Source organism: Rhodococcus sp. NPDC057135 (assembly GCF_042670865.1).
GTDB lineage: Bacteria > Actinomycetota > Actinomycetes > Mycobacteriales > Mycobacteriaceae > Rhodococcus_F.
Genome location: NZ_JBHUUU010000016.1, coordinates 1 through 17,570, shown reverse-complemented (window position 1 = coordinate 17,570; position 17,570 = coordinate 1). Strand labels below are relative to the sequence as shown.

Here is a 17,570-nt window from a genome sequence, read left to right as displayed (position 1 = left end):
GTCCTTGAAGTGGTGGTGGCGGTGGTGATTTCAGATTCGACGGGCCTTGCCCAGTCCCTGGGCGATCAGCAGGAAACTCAAGACCAGCGCCGAGACGATCACCAGCGGTCCGATCGCGTAGGCCGGATTGGCATCGAGGTTCGGAACGGCGCCGGCAATGATCGAGCCGAGAGACGGATCCGGCGGACGCACGCCGATTCCGAGAAAGCTCATCGCACTTTCGGCGAACACCGCCACCGACATGGAGAGTGCAATTTGGACCCCTAGTGGTTCTACGGCGTTGGGCAGCACATGCTTACGCAGTACCCACCACCGCCCGGCGCCGATTACCTCGGCCGACTCCACGAACGGGAGTTCGCGTACCTTCAACACCGTCGTGCGCACCAGACGCCCGAACAACGGTATTTCCGCTGCCACGATCACTGCGATCACCGGCGTTACTCCTGGTCCCGTGATCGCGACCAACGTGATCGCCAAAATCAACAGCGGGAAGGCAAGAATCACGTCGAAGATCCTCTGTGCGATGACATCTGCCACCGGATTGACGCTCGACGCCAGTCCGGCGAGCGAACCGACGATCGCGCCCACCGGCACCGCGACGAGCACGATCACAAGGTTGATCCTGATTCCGTAGAGCGAACGGGTGAAGACGTCGCGGTTCACCTGATCGGTTCCGAACCAGTGTTGTGCACTGGCCCCCAAGAGGTTTGCACCCTCGATCTGCTCATTGGGTCCGTACTGGGTCAGCAGTGGAGCAGCAATGCCCGCTACCGCGATGACCAGCAGGATCAACGCACCCACCAACCCTTGACCGTGGGTCAGGGCCGCGAGCACCGGACGAGATCGCCGGATCCCTTCGTCGACAGTCTGATCGACAGCCGTCATTGCTGTCCTCCGATTCGGATGCGTGGATCGAGGTATGCGTGCATGATGTCGGTCAGCAGTTGGATCAGCACGAAAATCGTGACCGACAGCAGTAGAAGTACCTGCACCACTGGGTAGTCCCGTCGACCGATTCCCTGCTCGATCAACTGGCCGATGCCAGGCCAAGCGAAGATCGCCTCGACCAATACGGCTCCGCCGAGAAGGTACCCGGCCTGAATTCCGAGCACTGTAAGCATGGTCGGCAGCGCATTGCGTAATGCGCTGCGTGTAACCAAATTCCACCGTGGCACGCCGGCTGCGCGAGCAGTGATCACGTACTGCTGCGCCATCTCGGTACGCAGCGCTTCGGACAGGAACCTGGTGAGAGCGGCCGCAACAGGCAGTGCCAGGCATAGCGACGGCAACAGTAGGTACTGGAACGTGATGTCGGGGCGAGCGAAATATCCACCCGGTGGAACACCACCGGACGGCAGAACCGGAATCAACACGGCGAAGACGAGAACCAGGAGGACACCGGTCACGAAGTTGGGCAGGGCAACCGAGAGAGTGTTGAGAAGGTTCACCACCGAGGTCAACCATTTCTTCGGCCACACCACCACCGCAACACTGAGCACCAAACTCAGCACGACGGCCAGCAGCAACGCACTTCCCGTCAGAACTGCGGTGTTTCCCAAACCCGCCAGCACCAGATCGGAAATCTGACCGCCGAGAACAAATGATCGTCCGAGATCCAATGTCAGTACATCGCCGATCCACGTCAGATACTGCGCGGGAATAGGTCCGTCGAGACCAAGCGAATGGCGTATGGCTGCAATCGCTTCCGGAGTTGCGTCCGGACCTGCGAGAGCCGACGCGGGGTCCCCTGGCACCAGGCGCATCACCGAGAAGATCAACAGCGACGCGAGGAAGAGAACCACCACTGCCGACGGCAGTCGCCCCGCAATATAACGAATCATCGAATCCCCTACGCCAGAAATGTGTTGGCGAACTGCGGCTGACGACCCTTTGTCCAGGCCAGATCACGAACGCTCTCGGCTGCCGATACCTGCGGAACCACAACACCGATCTCGATCAAGAACAGCTCGTTCAACAGTTGCGTGCCCAAATCGGCATACAACTTCTTTGCCGCATCGCTCGAACCGTCCGGAACCTGCCACGCACCCTCCGCTGCGGCGGAATACGCCGGCGAACTGAACTTCGAGGCATTGTGTGCAGCGTTGAACGGGTAGGCGCTGACCGTCAGGGTAGACGGAACATACTGCGCAAAAGTGTGATTGGTCAGCCAAAGGCCCTTGAACTCGGCGCCGATCAACTGCTTGAAGAAGATGGTTGTCTCGACCGGATCCAATTCGACGCGAATACCAGCCTCGGCGAGATTAGCCTGCACGATCTGTGCGGCGGCTTCGAAATCCTGGCTCGCTCCGGTGTAGGTCAACGGAATGGTCGGCAGTGCGCCCAGTTCGCCGACCAGAGCGCGCGCCTTGTCGACATCGCGCGTGTAGGTCGAGTTCCTGGCAGCGTCGTAGGCGGGTGACGACTTCGGCCACGGCAAATTCACCGGATACCCCGCATCGCGGTACACCTCACTCATGATGCGTTCACGATCGATCGCGTAGGCCAGCGCCTTTCGTGCCCGGACATCGGTCAGTCCGTCGGCCGTGACGTTTGCGCCCAGGTAGATCTGCAATTCCGCGCCCTCGATCGCGGTTGTCGCGAACCCGCTGGTCTTGGCCAACGCCTGTGAGTCGCGGAACGGCAACGCCGACGGAGCAACAAGAGAGACCTGTCCGGACTTCAGCGACGTCAGGCGCGCTTGGTTGTCCGGAACGATCCGCGCTTCCACATGGTCGAGGTACGGCCGCTCCGCGACCCAGTAGTTCGGGTTCCGATCGAAGGAGATCGAACTGTTGGGGGTGCGCGAGGTGAATACGAAAGGGCCCGTACCAACGAAGGATTCGCCGGTCACCGCCTTGTCAAACGATTCGGAGTCGAAGATCGGCGCCAAATCGAGGAGATCGAAGATGTTCCCGATTCGGTGCGCGAGGGTGAGGACCAGCGTATGGGGGTCCGAGGAATCGAAGCCGGCGATAGCGGCCGCAGTACTTCTGAGCTGGGCAGAGAACTTCGGGTCCGCATAGGTGCGCAGCGAGAACTCCGCATCAGCGGAGGTGAAGCGGCGGCCGGAGTGGAATATGACGTCATCGCGCAGGTCGAGGGTGAGCGTCAACCCGTCGTCGGACAGCTTCCAGTCCTTGGCCAGAACTGGCTGGGGTACTACAGAATCGAGCGGGTAGCGGGTCAGGGTCTCGTACACGAGTCCCGAAATCGTGATGCCGGCAATGGTGGTGTTGGTCAGAAGCGCTGCAGGGCTGACGTCGTCTGGAATCGCCAGTGAGAGCGTCCCGCCCCGAACCGGCTCTACCGACTCGTTTGCACTGGAGCGTTTTTCGCCGACTGCCGAGGAGCACGCGGCCAGTGAGCCGGTACCGAAAATGGCCAACGCGGCGATCGCGCTGCCACGGAAGAAGGCACGGCGGTCGAGACCGACCGTCGAAAGAGACGAGTTCACGGAGGTGTTGTCCTTCGTAGTAGGTGCGCAGCCGTGCGCTCTCCAAGGCACGTGCTTGCGAAAATGGAAAAGTGCCGTCCCGACACACCCACTCGCGGGCTGCAAAGAGTGACGGGCTACGACAGTCGTTGTGGCGCTGAAGAAATCAGAGCCGACATCGAGGAGCGACGGACACGGTGTGAAACCTCCCGGTCGGAATTAAGGCTTTTGCCTTCAGGGGATACTCAACCATTTCCCCGGATATCGGGGAAATATTTGGACTCACGGTGATCTGAATATCCGTCGGCTGTAACCGCTGAACGGGACAGCGCCTCAATCGGTGTGGCAGCGGGCGATAGCGTGCGGACTATCGCACCCAACCTTGGAGGACCGTATGCCACCCGAGTGCCCGGCCGAACAGATTCGTTCAACGCTCGCACGGATCGCCCATCTGGCCGACACCGGCTCGGTCGAGGACTACGTCGAACAGTTCACCCGAAATGCCGAATGGAACATGCCGGCCAATCCCGATCGCGGTATCCCCGCACAGGTACGACGTGGCCGTGAAGAAATTGCGGCTGGAGTAGTCGAGCGCAGGGCAGACGGCATTCAAGGTCCGGGCACATGCACACGTCACGTCACCACGGCGGTCGCTGTGGACGTGACGTCGGAAACCACCGCCCGCGCGGATGCGGTGTGGACGTTCTACGTCGACACGACCACAACTCCCAAGCTCAGTGGCGTCGGGAGCTACGCCGACGAGTTCGAACTCGAAGATGGGCGGTGGCGACTGTCGCGACGAGTGATCTCGCGCGGCTGACGCTCAGTCTTCTTCGCCGGTGATCGCCTCACACCAGTCTTCGACCTGATCGATCCCCTCTTCCGTCCATTCCGGGCTCATGTCTTCCAGTGCATCGAAGACCACCTCGCAGGTCAGCACCTCCGGTGAACCCTCCGAAGCCACCGCCTCGGCGCCTTCCGCAGAAGCTGTGCCAACTGAGCCGGTGGCCAACGCAACAGCCATCGCGCCTGTTCCGACCATCGCTCTTACACGCATCGGTCTTCCTCCTTCACTCTCGCTTCGGTCCTCGGGGTACCCGACTCGCCCCGCCCTACCCATCCCCGTCACTCATGTCCGACTTTCGGCGCCGACGGCATAGACTGAGCACGCCGCCGCCGGCGCTCTCGCAGCGCCAGCGGCGACAGATACACAGCTGGATCAGAATCGGAAGGCATCCCATTACAGAATCTCCCGCTCCGCACGACATCTACTTCGTACCCCCGGAGCAGGACAGCCCCAATCCCGTGGAACCGGCGTCGGCCGCGTCACGTGCACGGATGGGTGAACTACCCGAGACCGTCCGATTCAAGAATCGATTTGCCCTCGCGATCACGACCACCACGCCGCTCGAAGCGATGGTCGAAGATCTGCTGTTCATCCGCGACATTCTCGACGCCGCAGGAATCGAGTACCTACTCGTACGCGGAAACGACGAGCGCCCTGTCATCGCGATCAGCTGGACCGAGCGCAAGAACCTGCGGCAGGCACTAGTCGAGGGATGCACCAACGCACCCTTCTATTCCAAAACCGTCGACGCGAAGAAAAGCCCAGCGCTTCTTGTTGCGGACGGCGCCCTGTCCAAGACCAATAAGTCACGGATCTTCCGTTTGTTCCGGCCGAGAGTTCACGTCGCAAGCGGCATGAACTACGGCGCCAACATCGGAGTTCAAATCGAATTGTGGTCGATTTCCGACGAAGAAATCGTTCTGCCCGTCGAGAACTCACTGACTCGACGAACCGTCCTCCCCGAAGAAGCTGTCCGAGGAACGGTCGAGCGGTTCGGCCGAATCTGGCCGACCATCGAGAACATGTTCGCCGATCATGCCTCCGATATCAGCTTCGATATCGATCTTGTCTTTTCCTGGGTCGACGGCTCTTCCAAGGAGTTTCAGGCTCAGCGCGCCAAGCGCATGCAGAACTACATCGTCGGCGAGGGGGACGAATCAGAAGCGCGTTTCCGTCAGATCGACGAACTCAAATACGCGCTGCGGTCCATCCACATGTACGCGCCGTGGATCCGGCGTATCTTCGTCGCGACCGATTCCGATCGTCCGGACTGGCTTGCCGACGATCCGCGAGTAACATTCATGCCCAGCGAGAAGTTCTTCGCCGATCCAAGTGTGTTGCCCACACATAATTCTCAAGCTGTCGAATGCCAGCTGCACCATATACCGGGTCTGGCAGAACACTTCCTCTACTCGAACGACGACATGTTCTTCGGCCGTCCGGTCGGTCCGGACATGTTCTTCTCCCCCGGTGGCATCAGCATGTTCATCGAAGCCGACACCAGAATCGGATTGGGACACAACGACAACGACCGCAGCGGGTTCGAGAATGCGGCACGCGTCAACCGCCGGTTGCTTCAGGACCGCTTCGGGCTGATGACCACCAGGCACCTCGAGCACGCTGCGACACCGCTGCGTAAGAGCGTGATGGCAGAGATGGAACGTGAGTTCGCCGAAGACTTCGCCGCAACTGCAGCAAGCACCTTCCGCGCGAGTTCCAATATCTCGGTTACCAATTCGCTGTACCACTACTACACGCTGATGAGTGGACGATCGGTGGTGCAGAAGTCCGCGGCCGTGAAGTACGTCGATACGACGGTCAAAGCCGGTTTGCGTGACATGGACTCACTGCTTGCCAAGCGCTCCATGGACTTCTTCTGCCTCAACGACGGCAGCGCTCCGGAGATCGATCTGGAACTTCGTACACGCAAGATCACGGAATTTCTGGAGAGTTACTACCCCATCCCCGCTCCCTGGGAATCCTAGACGAACGAGGGCCCAGCCGATTTCGGCTGGGCCCTCGCCACTTCGGTCGATCAGCGTGCTGACACATGCTCTCGCTGCACTGGAATGGGCAATCCGAGATTGTCACGCAAGGTCGTTCCTTCGTAGTCACTACGGAGAACACCTCGATCCTGCAGCAGCGGCACCACGTCGTCGACGAACTCGTCGAGTCCCGTCGGTACGAGGTGCGAGCCGAGGATGAATCCGTCCGAACCGTCGTTGCCGACAAACGAATCGATTTTCTCGGCAACCTGCTGCGGCGTACCCACGATCGGTCCACGCTCGAACTGGTCGATCACCACCTCGCGCAGATTCAACTTCTTGCTCTCCGCGACCGCGCGCAGTTTTGCCACGGTCGCGAAACGATCCTGGTGAATGAAGGCGCGCCCCTGGATGATCGGCGGAGCTTCGGGGTCCGGTGCGATATCGGGTAGGGGCCCTTCGGGGTCGTACTTCGACAGATCGAGATTCCAGATCTGCTCGAGCAACACCAGGGCCGTCTGACCGGTGACCTGCTGGTCGCGAACATCGCGGTACTTCTCGATCGCGTCCGCCTCGGACGTGCCGAGAACGAAACTCGCCGACGGCAAAATCTTGATGTCACCCGGATCGCGTCCGGCCGCGACGGCACGCGCCTTGATGTCACGATAGAAGTCGGCCGCCTCGGGCAACTGTCCGTACGGTGAGAAGATCGCGTCGGCATTACCGGCCGCGAAATCGCGCCCTTGTGGCGAGACACCGGCCTGCAGAATAACCGGGCGACCTTGCGGACTGCGCGGCACCGTGAATCGGCCGTTAACGTCGAAATGTGATCCGCGAAAAGCGAATTCACCGGCATCTGGTCGCGAGAGAAAGCGTCCTGATGCCTTGTCAGCAACGATGTCGTCGTTGCGCCACGAATCCCACAGCTCACGCACCAGCGCTACCGTCTCCTCCGCACGCTCGTATCGTTGCGCACGATCCAGGTATCCGCCGCGACGAAAGTTCTGGCCGGTGAATGCGTCGAACGAGGTGACGACGTTCCAGGCGGCACGACCTCCGGACAACTGATCGAGCGTCGCAAATTGGCGGGCCAGTTCGTACGGCTCGTTGAACGTGGCGTTGATGGTGCCGGCCAAACCGAGGTGTTCGGTTACTGCCGCCAACGATGCAAGCACGGTGAAGGTGTCCGGCCTACCGATGATGTCCTGATCGAATATCTGTCCCGCACGTTCACGAAGAGCAAGACCTTCGGCGAGGAAGAAGAAGTCGAACTTCCCACGCTCGGCGGTTCGAGCGGTGTGCTCGAAGGATTCGAACTCGATCTGACTGCCCGCCTGCGGATCCCACCACGCAGTGTGATGGTTGACGCCGCCGAGGTAGGCACCCAGGATGACCTGCTTACGCTGCTGAGAACTCATGAAAGTGTATTCCTCGTCTGTCAGGCGGCCGGAGTGCCGGCGGCGTAGCGGTTGGGAACGTCGATGGACAGACCAAGCAGTCCGCGAAGATTCGTCTGTGGGTATTCGGTGCGGAATACGCTGCGCCGCTGCAATTCCGGAACCAGCTCGCCGGCGATCGCGTCGAGGTCGTCTACGACGACGCCCGGTCGCAACCGGAATCCGTCGATTCCCAACTGTTGCCACCGGAGCAGAAGATCTGCCAACTCGGCCGCGGTGCCGGTGAAGGTCAGCGCGTCCGAACGGTATTCGGTACCAACCTGCGCGTCGAGGCGAGCGAGCCGTTGCTTTCCGGTTTCTTCCGGCGTATCGAAGAAGACGACGATGTCGGAGAAGACCCGAAGCGGTTCGCCGGTGCGCTGCACGTGCTCTTCGGCTGCTCGCACCTCACCCAGGATTGCCGTGACCTGCTCGTCGTCGAATGGCGTCACGAACACCAGGTCAGCCGTGCGCGCTGCCAGTTCGTACGCCACGCGCTGATGCGCCAGTGCGGTGACGACGGGATGCCCCTGCGGCGGGCGCGGAGTCACCGAGGGTCCACGGACCGACAAATACTTTCCCTCGAAGTCGATGTAGTGCAACTTGTCTCGGTCGATGAACCGGCGCTGCTCCACATCACGGATCTCGGCGTCGTCCTCCCAGCTGTCCCAGAGTCGCCGGATGACGTCAGCGGCCTCCGCAGCTTCGTCGAACAGGTCACGTACGAAGTCAGGGAGGACACCTGAAACGATCGACTGACGCTCGGCATCGGTGAGCGCTGGGATATCGCGTCGCCCGAACTGTGCCGCCTCGGATTCCGAGGCCGACACCTTCACCTGCCATCCGGCGCGACCACGCGAGGTGTAGTCCAGGGTGGCAACGGCTTTGGACACGTGGAACGGCTCGGTGTGAATGGTGGTGATGGTCGGGATCAAACCGATGTTGCTCGTGACGGGTGCCAGTCGGGCAGCCACGAGATGTGCGTCGAGCCGCGCGCGTACCCGATCAACGGCGTCGTCGACGGGCGCGAGTGGGTCCGCCGGAACCGAGAGACTGTCCTCGATGGTGACGAAATCGAGCAGACCACGCTCGGCGGTCGTCACCACGTCAGTCCAGTACGACGCGCTGAACAGCTCACTCGGGCGCGAGTGTGGCTCTCGCCAGGCTGCAGGGTGCCAACCGGCACCGTCCAGCGCTACGGCGAGATGAAGCGGAGCAAGATGAGAAGAAGGGGTGGAGGTCATCGGCGCATACTCCTGTTCGAGAACTACTCGGGAGCGCACAGTGCCGACCGCAGAAACCGTCAGCACCCGACTGACGGTTCTCGTGGCGACTGCCGCTTGCGACACGCACCGCGCGTGTCGCCAGGTGTGATTCCGGGGCACCCCATCGGCATGAAGGGTTGCCGTCCAGCTAGCCGGTCCTTGTTGCTGGAGCTCTGCACCTACCTCGACGGTAGTGAGTACGCGACCGCCCGACAATCAACCCGAACCGTGCCGGCCCGCCGGAAACCGCCTGCCACCTCAGACGATCGAGCGCCCCGCCTTTTCGCTCTCGAGGATTCGAATGCCGGCGGCGCCGAGCCTCCGGACCCCCTCGGCCGCGTCGACGGGCTCACCGACCGTCACGTGAGCGCCCAGAGGAACGACCGAATGAACAATCGTCTCGTCGTACACGTGCACCAGGTTGCACCCCTGAGCCCCGTCTCGACCACGCTGCCCACCGACTTCCACGTTCAGGTCCTGCGTGTAACACGTCGACGACGCCACGGACACGGGAATCCCGGCGAACGTCGCCGTCGTCGAATAGTGAAGGTGCCCGGCAAGAATCGCCCGAACATCACTGCCTCGCAGGACGTCTGCCAGCCGGGGCTGATCGCGCAACTCCACCAAGACTGCAAGATCCTGAATACACGGAACCGGGGGGTGATGCAGCGCCAGTATCGTTCCGTCGGGCGCGGGGACCGCCAACTCTGCTCGTAGCCAGTCCAATTGACGATCCGTGATCTCACCGTAGTGATGACCCGGAACGGACGAGTCCAAGGTGATCACCCGCAGTCCGTCGAGATCGTAGACGTTGTCGACGGGATGATCTGCTGCGTCCTCGCCCAACAGCAACGATCTGAAGGTGGGGCGGTCGTCGTGGTTGCCCATCGCCCAGATGACCTGTGCATCGATCTCGGCCGCCACGGGTTCCACGATGGCTTTCAATTGCGCGTACGCGTCGGGGTGCCCCTCGTCGGTCAGGTCGCCGGTGAAGAGGAGTGCGTCTGGGCGTGCGCCCGAGGCCACTATCCCGCGGAGCACTTCTCGCAACCTCGTCGACGCATCCACGGCGTCGTACAGCTGTCCCTGCGCCACCAGATGTGTGTCACTGAGGTGCACCAGAAAATGCTTCGGACGCGGGTACTCGGCATTCCGAACGCTCATCGGTCTCTCGCTTCCGCTTGCCGACGCGTAGGCGCCGGTGCGGCACCTACTGATCGTCGACACTAGTCAACCGACCAACAGTGACTGATCGGGGCACACCCGACGAACACGAAGCGAACTCCCGCGGCGACCCTCGGGATCGAGTAGTTGAAGCTGCGAGTAGTGTGTGGACAGTGTTGTTCCTGACCAGTCGGCGTTACGTCGACCTTCGCCTGCAGGCGAGCGCAATGTGTACGCGCTCGCTCTGACCTGACGCGTACCAGGAAACATTTCTTCGAATCTGCCCGGCCTCTGGTGCCGCGCTGCGTTTCGCTCCCTTGATTTTCGAAAGGCATAGTCATGCCCAGCTCCACCTCCACCGGCGTGCCGGAAAAGTCCACGTCCCGTTTTCCGTCCTGGGCGACGGCATTCGGACCGCAGATCGTCGCCGGCCTCGTACTCGGTGTCATCATCGGTCTCGTCGCCCGGGCAATGCCTGATGCGGCCGACGGCAACGTCAACTGGTTGGTCGGCACCGTGCAGACCATCGGTTCGAGTTACGTCAAGCTGCTCACCGTTGCGGTGATCCCGCTGGTGTTCACGGCCATCGTCAGCTCCATCGCCAACCTGCGACAGGTCGCCAATGCAGCTCGCCTGGCCGTGCAGACCTTGCTCTGGTTCGCCATCACCGCGTTCATCGCTGTGATCATCGGCATCATCGTCGGCCTGATCACCGATCCCGGTTCACGGACCGACGTCGCAGCTGAAGCAGCGAAAGAACCCAAGAGCTCCGGCTCGTGGTGGGCGTTCATCACCGGACTGGTTCCGAACAACTTCCTGGGGCTGGGCGCAAAGACTTCCGTTACCGAAGGTGTAGCGACCACGTCGTTGAGCTTCAACGTCCTGCAGCTGCTCGTCATCGCCGGCGCAATCGGCATTGCTGCGCTCAAGATCGGACCGAAGGCTGCGCCGTTCCTCGAGTTCAACGCATCGCTTCTCGCGATCGTTCAGAAGGTCCTGTGGTGGATCATCCGCCTCGCCCCGATCGGCACCGCCGCGCTGATTGCCAACGCTGTCGCCACCTACGGCTGGGATGCGATCGGCTCGCTGGGCGTCTTCACCGCTGCCATCTACATCGGTCTGGCGATCGTGTTCTTCGTGGTCTACCCCATCCTGATTGCCGCGCACGGCCTCTCGGTCCGAAGCTTCTTCTCCGGCGTCTGGCCTGCGACTCAGCTCGGTTTCGTCTCGCGCTCGTCGATCGGCACCCTGCCGCTGACCGAACGCGTCACAGAACGCAACCTCGGTGTTCCGCGTGAGTACGCCTCGTTCGCCGTTCCGCTCGGTGCCACCACGAAGATGGACGGTTGCGCTGCAATCTATCCCGCAATCGCGGCAATCTTCGTCGCCGGCTTCTACGACGTTCCGCTGACGTTCACCGACTACCTGCTGATCGTCGTCGTTTCGGTCATCGGCTCGGCAGCAACGGCCGGAACAACCGGTGCGACAGTCATGCTCACACTCACGCTCTCCACCCTGGGTCTTCCCCTGGCTGGCGTTGGCCTGCTCCTCGCCGTCGAACCGATCGTCGACATGGGTCGTACCGCAGTCAACGTCACCGGCCAGGCTCTGGTTCCGGTCATCGTTGCAAAGCGTGAGGGCATCCTCGACAAGGAGCGTTTCGACGCTCCCCGCAACGGCGATCCCTTCGCCGAGGAACTAGTCGACGCGTAACCCCTCGCTGAAAACAGCAGCGTCCCCGCACCTGAGCAATACGGTGCGGGGACGCTACTTTTCACCCCAGTTTTCCCCCTTGCCGAAATAAACCATTTGGTCGTTATGACCAGTATGCTCAGCCGGCACAGCCCTCCGAAGTGGAAGGGCTGCCCAGTTGAACACGAGGTCACATGAAGCTCCGCCGTCTGGCATTCAGCGTCGCAGGTTGCGCCGCAATCACTCTGGTTGCCGCGCCCGCCGCTCAGGCATCCACGGTTTTCGATTTCCTACCCATCGAGATCGCACGCATGATTCCGACTGGCTCTGCAGACGCAGTCCAGCCGTTCCTTCCCCCGGTCTTCGCACCGCCGGCGCCACCCGCTCCGCAAGCGCCCCAGAACCAGCCGGCGCCGCAGAACACTCCCGCACCGGCGCGGTACTACCAGAACTGCACGGCCGTTCGTAACGCCGGCGCAGCTCCGTTGTACCGGGGCCAGAACGGGTACGCCCCGCATCTCGACCGGGACAACGACGGCATCGCCTGCGAGTGATCCAACGCTCGGGTTGTGGTGCATCCACAACCCGAGCACTGTTGTCGAACCGTCAGACGCCCAATGCCCGGGACAGAGTCGGCCACGCCTTCGGTAGCCGTTCACGCCAATACGCCCACGCATGCGTACCGTTCGGCTCGTAATCCACCTGTGCCGGAATCTTCAACTCCTGCAACCGCGCGTCGAACATCTTGGTGCAGGCGTGGGCGGCAACCTCGATGCCGCCGCCGATCACCAATCGCTCGAGCAGTTCAGGAGTCTGCAGCGTCTCGTCGGATCCGGGAAGACCGTTCGCCGTCGACACGTAGATTTCCTTGCCGCGCAACTTCTCTGCGTTGATCAAAGAATCGTGCGCCTCCCACTCCGGGCCTCCTGGCACACCCCAGATGTTGGCCGGATCTCCACTTCGGGAAGATATCGTGGCCTGGACGGCAGTTCGGCCGAGCGGATCCATCGTGGAATAGCAGCCGCTGAAAACCGCGACGCCCCGATACATGTCCGGAAAGCGTTGGGCGAGCATCATTGCGCCCATCGCGCCCATGGAATTGCCGGCGATCGCGTTGATGCCGTTGGTCTCGAGTCGCGCGTCGATCAGCGGTGGCAGCTCTTCGGTGATGAAGGTTTCCCACTTGTGCAGTCCCAGCCGCGGATCCGGATTCTCCCAGTCCGAGTACAGGCTCGCGATTCCGCCATTGAGCATCACGACGTTGACGTTCTTGTCGGCGAAGAACGCCGGAGCGCCGCCGATCGTCATCCATCCGCTGCTCTTCTCACCGGCGTCGACACCCTCGAGCATGTACAGCGCTGGGCGCGGAACCGAATTGTCGGCGGGTAGCAAAATCTCGACGCCGACCTCGCGTCGAAGTGCAGGCGACGCCACCGTCAGTCTGACCGCCTGCGGTGCGGTCACCTTCTCCCCGACGATAGCCGGGACGACGATGTCGTCGCGCAGGTCCGGTTTGGGGCCCGGATCCTCCTGAAGTGGTCCCGGGATCGTCGACCCCGAGCTCACGCTTCCCTCGACACTGCCCAGACTTCCCGAGCTTCCCGAACTACCCGAGCTTCCGGAATTCGGCGCTGCCGTCGACAGTCCGCCCAACTGCAAAGAAAGTGCACAGACGGCCAAACACACCGCACCTGTGCGCGCAGATCGGATCCACACTCGCCGCTCAGTCCTCATGAAACTCCCAAACCAGTCAAAGATGTTTCCGTGAACATACCGTGCAGTTCGGACTTTCTTGGACAAACGACCACGACAAGATCTGTCGGACGCCGCCACTAGGCTGGCCCCGTGCAACCGGACTCAGTCAAGGCCCTCGACCTCGACCGAATTCGCGCTGTCGTCGGCACGACAACCTACGACCGCGGACTTACCTACCTTCGGCAGAATGCGGTCGTATCCATCAACTGGAACGACACCCCGGATACCTTGACCGGCGCTGTGGCGGGGACCGCGAGGGAGCCGTACGCCTGCACAATCTCCATAATTCACAGCGCGACCGGTGCTGCCACATTCGCGCGTGGCCTCTGCACGTGTCCGGTGCGGATGAACTGTAAACACGTGGCCGCGTTGATACTCGCAGCGGTCGCCGAGGCGAACACGACGCCACGACAACTCGGGTGGGACGGCGCGCTCGAGGAGTTGCTCCAGCCAGACCCCCACGACCGCACTACTCGTGGACTCGGCATTCAATTTACCACCCGAACCAAGGGCACATCGACACGGCTCCTCGTCAAACCCGTACAGCCAGGAGCGAGAGGGTGGATCTCCGGCGGACTTGCCTGGAACAAACTCGGAAGCACCTTTCAGTTCCCCGCCGACCACATCCGGGTTTTACGCGACATTCATCTCCTCCACAGCGCGGGCAACCATTACCGAAATCAGAATGCAGCGGAAATCGATCTTGCCGGGTTTCCGAGCCCGCAACTCTGGTCGCTTCTTGATGAGGCGATCAGCGTCGGCGTTTCACTCGTTCACTCGAAGGCCGGCCTCGGCAACATCTCCCTACTCGACGACGCCAACATCTGCCTCGACGTCCACGGAGCGGAAGACGACTATCTCCGTCTCACGCCCCGAATTCAGACCGATGGGCACACCATCACCCATTCCGACTGGGGACTTGTCGGTACGCCGGCACATGGTGTCTTCACGCTCGACGCCGCCAACGCGATCACGCTCGCACCACTGCACACACCGGTCACCCACCAATTGAGGCAGATGATCGACTCCGGAAAGTCAGTCGACATACCCACCGAGCAACGGGATGCGTTCACTTCGCGGTTCGTGTTCAAACTCGGAAGCCTCGCTCCCGTCATATCTTCCGACGGCGCCTACAGCCCACCGACTGTGTCCGGTCCACGGCTACAACTGATGGCCACTTACGAAGACGACCACCGCATCGACATCGAATCGGCATGGAAATACACCGTCGATGCCGACGACCTGATCATTTCTACCGCCGATGCAACCACCGACGAGTCCGAGGTCCGCAACCACGCTGCCGAAGATGCCATCACCAACAGCCTCGGCGCGGCCGCGGCAAAGGCCACTCTCGCGGGTACGCTGACCGGCCTCGATTCCATGCAGTTCACACTCGACCTCCTCCCCCAACTCGGATCACACGACGCCATCGACCTCACGGTTGCAGGAACCCCTGCCGACTACCGGCCCGCAGACGACGCTGTAGTGATCAGCCTCAGCACATCGGCCCCGGACGGTGACAGCGGATCCGACTGGTTCGACCTCGATGTCACCGTCGATGTTGCGGGACAAAGCGTTCCGTTCACAACACTATTTTCCGCTCTGAGTAAGGGTGAGACTCACATACTGCTACCGGACGGCGCCTTCTTCCGGCTCGACGCACCCGAACTACTCGGCCTACACCGTCTCATCACCGAAGCGCGGTCGCTACTCGATCGACCTACCGGCAAACTCGCGATCAGCAAATTTCAAGCCGGGCTGTGGGAAGAATTGGCGGCGCTCGGAAGAGTCGAACATCAAGCAGCCGCATGGAAGAAGCAGATCGCCGGATTGCTCGGCAGTTCGGGCGTCGATCCCGTCGAAGTCCCGGACACGTTGACGGCAACGCTGCGTCCCTATCAGGTGGACGGATTCCGTTGGCTGAATTTCCTCCGCCAGCACAGTCTGGGCGGCATACTCGCCGACGACATGGGCCTGGGCAAGACACTGCAAACTCTCGCAATGATCTGCGCTGCACGGCAATCGAATCCGGCCGCGCCTCCCTTTCTGATCGTCGCACCCACCAGCGTCGTATCGAACTGGAAATCCGAGGTGGCGAAGTTCGCACCATCCCTCCGCACCGCTGTCATCACGGACACGCTGCGACGCAGAAAAACCGATCTGGCAGCATTAGTCGACGGGGCGGACATCGTCGTGACGTCGTACGCCCTCTTTCGCCTCGACACCGATGCATATTCCGCCACCCTCTGGTCCGGACTGGTACTCGACGAAGCCCAGTTCGCCAAGAACCACAAGTCCAAGGTCCACCAATGTGCGAGGGCGGTGAACGCACCGTTCAAACTCGCGATCACCGGAACACCCATGGAAAACAATCTTTTGGAGTTGTGGTCGCTGCTCGCGATCACTGCACCGGGACTGTTTCCCAGCTCCACCACCTTCACCGATTTCTACCGCACTCCCATCGAAAAAGACTGTGATGCAGAACGATTGGCGCAGCTGCGACGTCGCGTCAAACCGTTGATGGTGCGGCGGACCAAGGAACAGGTGGCCGCAGACTTGCCGCCCAAGCAGGAGCAGGTACTCGAGATCGAGTTGCACCCGAGCCATCGCGCGATCTACGACACTCATCTACAGCGCGAACGGCAAAAGATCCTCGGTCTGCTCGACGACGTCGACAAGAACCGATTCACGATCCTGCAATCGCTGACGATACTGCGCCAACTCAGTCTCGATGTCTCACTCGTCGACAAGGACAGCGGATTGATACCGTCGGCCAAAGTCGACGCTCTCGTCGAGCAACTGGACGACGTCATCGCCGGCGGACACCGTGCGTTGATCTTCAGTCAGTTCACCGGGTTCCTCAGCTCGGTGCGCACCCGACTCGACGCGGAAAACATCCCGTACAGCTATCTCGACGGTTCGACGCGTAATCGCGGTGAAGTGTTGGAGGAGTTCAAGTCTGGCTCGGCCCCAGTCTTTCTGATCAGCCTCAAAGCTGGTGGCTTCGGCCTCAACCTCACCGAGGCCGACTACTGCTTCATTCTCGACCCCTGGTGGAACCCGGCCGCCGAGGCACAAGCGGTCGACCGTACTCACCGCATCGGGCAGACACGAAACGTCATGGTCTACCGCCTCATTGCCAAAGACACCATCGAAGAGAAGGTCATGGCACTCAAAGCCAAGAAGTCGGCATTGTTCTCGAATGTCATGGACGCCGAAGGCGCACTGGACACCGGACTGGACGCCGAGGATCTTCGCGCGCTGTTCGAGTGAGGTGCCTATTCGGTCGAACCGCACCTATCGGCTCACGGTAATGTGAGTCGAGAACGGACAACACAGAACTCCCGAACGAAGAAATCCACTTCGTTCGAACGAGAGGAACCTGAATGGGCGTCACACTTGCCAAGGGCGGCAACGTATCTCTGTCGAAGGCCGCACCCAACCTGACCAAGGTCGCAGTCGGTCTCGGCTGGGATGCACGCAGTACCAGCGGCGCCGACTTCGACCTCGACGCCAGCGCGTTGGTCACCGGCCCGGAACGCAAGGTCCTTTCCGACCTGCACTTCGTCTTCTACAACAACCTTCGCTCGCCCGACGGATCCATCGAGCACACTGGCGACAACCTCACCGGTGAAGGTGACGGCGACGACGAGGTCATCAACGTCGATCTTCCTGCCGTACCGCCCAACGTCACCAACATCTTCTTCCCGGTCTCGATTCACGACGCCGATGCCCGACTCCAGTCCTTCGGACAGGTCACCAACGCCTACATCCGCGTCGTAGATCTGTCGAATGGCTCCGAGCTGGCACGCTACGACCTCTCGGAGGACGCTTCCACTGAGACCGCAATGCTTTTCGGCGAGCTCTACCGTCACAACGGTGAGTGGAAGTTCCGTGCAGTCGGACAGGGATACGCATCCGGACTCGCCGGCATCGCCCGCGACTACGGCGTCAACATCTGATCTCTACCGGTACACGAAACGGGGTTCGATC

Annotated in this window: 14 protein-coding genes and 1 riboswitch; of the genes, 6 read left to right on the top strand and 8 right to left on the bottom strand. The window is 61.4% G+C overall.

From position 1 onward, the window contains the following. Nucleotides 1–30 precede the first annotated feature (30 nt). From ACFT1A_RS25340 to ACFT1A_RS25330, 3 genes are read right to left on the bottom strand one after another with little or no spacing between them, the layout of a single operon-like run. On the bottom strand, nucleotides 31–885 hold the full coding sequence (locus tag ACFT1A_RS25340; protein WP_378449236.1) for an ABC transporter permease: 855 nt from the start codon (nucleotides 883–885) through the stop codon (nucleotides 31–33). Beyond that, complete coding sequence (locus ACFT1A_RS25335; protein ID WP_378449235.1) at nucleotides 882–1,841, bottom strand: ABC transporter permease; 960 nt, start codon at nucleotides 1,839–1,841, stop codon at nucleotides 882–884. The genes ACFT1A_RS25340 and ACFT1A_RS25335 overlap by 4 nt, the downstream gene beginning before the upstream one ends. Nucleotides 1,842–1,849: 8 nt before the next feature. Beyond that, nucleotides 1,850–3,454 (bottom strand): ABC transporter substrate-binding protein, encoded by a 1,605-nt coding sequence (locus tag ACFT1A_RS25330; RefSeq protein ID WP_378449234.1) that lies wholly within the window; start codon nucleotides 3,452–3,454, stop codon nucleotides 1,850–1,852. A gap of 373 nt (nucleotides 3,455–3,827) precedes the next feature. Here ACFT1A_RS25330 and ACFT1A_RS25325 point away from each other — a divergent pair, with 373 nt between their 5' ends. Beyond that, nucleotides 3,828–4,253 carry a nuclear transport factor 2 family protein gene (locus tag ACFT1A_RS25325; protein WP_378449233.1) on the top strand — a complete coding sequence of 142 codons (426 nt, stop codon included), beginning with the start codon at nucleotides 3,828–3,830 and terminating at the stop codon, nucleotides 4,251–4,253. 3 nt (nucleotides 4,254–4,256) lie between these two features. On the opposite strand, the gene ACFT1A_RS25320 is transcribed toward ACFT1A_RS25325, so the two are convergent. After that, nucleotides 4,257–4,490 (bottom strand): hypothetical protein, encoded by a 234-nt coding sequence (locus ACFT1A_RS25320; RefSeq protein ID WP_378449232.1) that lies wholly within the window; start codon nucleotides 4,488–4,490, stop codon nucleotides 4,257–4,259. A 281-nt stretch (nucleotides 4,491–4,771) separates the two neighbouring features. Here ACFT1A_RS25320 and ACFT1A_RS25315 point away from each other — a divergent pair, with 281 nt between their 5' ends. Next, entirely contained in the window at nucleotides 4,772–6,265 is a 1,494-nt protein-coding gene (locus tag ACFT1A_RS25315; RefSeq protein WP_378449231.1) for a stealth family protein, read from the top strand. A 50-nt stretch (nucleotides 6,266–6,315) separates the two neighbouring features. Here ACFT1A_RS25315 and ACFT1A_RS25310 read toward each other — a convergent pair whose 3' ends face one another. The 3 genes from ACFT1A_RS25310 to ACFT1A_RS25300 form a co-directional block, all read right to left on the bottom strand. Continuing rightward, entirely contained in the window at nucleotides 6,316–7,683 is a 1,368-nt protein-coding gene (locus ACFT1A_RS25310) for an NtaA/DmoA family FMN-dependent monooxygenase (protein ID WP_378449230.1), read from the bottom strand. A 20-nt stretch (nucleotides 7,684–7,703) separates the two neighbouring features. Further along, nucleotides 7,704–9,050, bottom strand: a complete 1,347-nt coding sequence (locus ACFT1A_RS25305) for an LLM class flavin-dependent oxidoreductase (RefSeq protein WP_378449229.1) — start codon at nucleotides 9,048–9,050, stop codon at nucleotides 7,704–7,706. Further along, a riboswitch (SAM riboswitch) is annotated at nucleotides 9,033–9,146 on the bottom strand. Its footprint overlaps the gene before it by 18 nt. Before the next feature lie 78 nt (nucleotides 9,147–9,224). Further along, nucleotides 9,225–10,130, bottom strand: coding sequence for a phosphodiesterase (locus ACFT1A_RS25300; protein ID WP_378449228.1), 906 nt, complete (start codon nucleotides 10,128–10,130; stop codon nucleotides 9,225–9,227). Between the two features lie 339 nt (nucleotides 10,131–10,469). Between ACFT1A_RS25300 and ACFT1A_RS25295 the strand changes: the two genes are divergently transcribed. Both ACFT1A_RS25295 and ACFT1A_RS25290 read left to right on the top strand, forming a co-directional pair. Then, nucleotides 10,470–11,843, top strand: coding sequence for a dicarboxylate/amino acid:cation symporter (locus ACFT1A_RS25295; RefSeq protein ID WP_378449227.1), 1,374 nt, complete (start codon nucleotides 10,470–10,472; stop codon nucleotides 11,841–11,843). Nucleotides 11,844–12,016: 173 nt separating this feature from the next. Next, complete coding sequence (locus ACFT1A_RS25290; protein WP_003940648.1) at nucleotides 12,017–12,376, top strand: excalibur calcium-binding domain-containing protein; 360 nt, start codon at nucleotides 12,017–12,019, stop codon at nucleotides 12,374–12,376. Between the two features lie 52 nt (nucleotides 12,377–12,428). Here ACFT1A_RS25290 and ACFT1A_RS25285 read toward each other — a convergent pair whose 3' ends face one another. Further along, the gene (locus tag ACFT1A_RS25285) at nucleotides 12,429–13,556 is read right to left on the bottom strand and encodes an alpha/beta hydrolase (protein WP_378449226.1); all 1,128 of its coding nucleotides are present in this window, start codon (nucleotides 13,554–13,556) and stop codon (nucleotides 12,429–12,431) included. Between the two features lie 111 nt (nucleotides 13,557–13,667). Between ACFT1A_RS25285 and ACFT1A_RS25280 the strand changes: the two genes are divergently transcribed. Both ACFT1A_RS25280 and ACFT1A_RS25275 read left to right on the top strand, forming a co-directional pair. Further along, nucleotides 13,668–16,850, top strand: a complete 3,183-nt coding sequence (locus ACFT1A_RS25280) for an SNF2-related protein (RefSeq protein WP_378449225.1) — start codon at nucleotides 13,668–13,670, stop codon at nucleotides 16,848–16,850. 113 nt (nucleotides 16,851–16,963) lie between these two features. Further along, entirely contained in the window at nucleotides 16,964–17,539 is a 576-nt protein-coding gene (locus ACFT1A_RS25275; RefSeq protein WP_003940660.1) for a TerD family protein, read from the top strand. The last annotated feature ends 31 nt before the right edge of the window (nucleotides 17,540–17,570 follow it).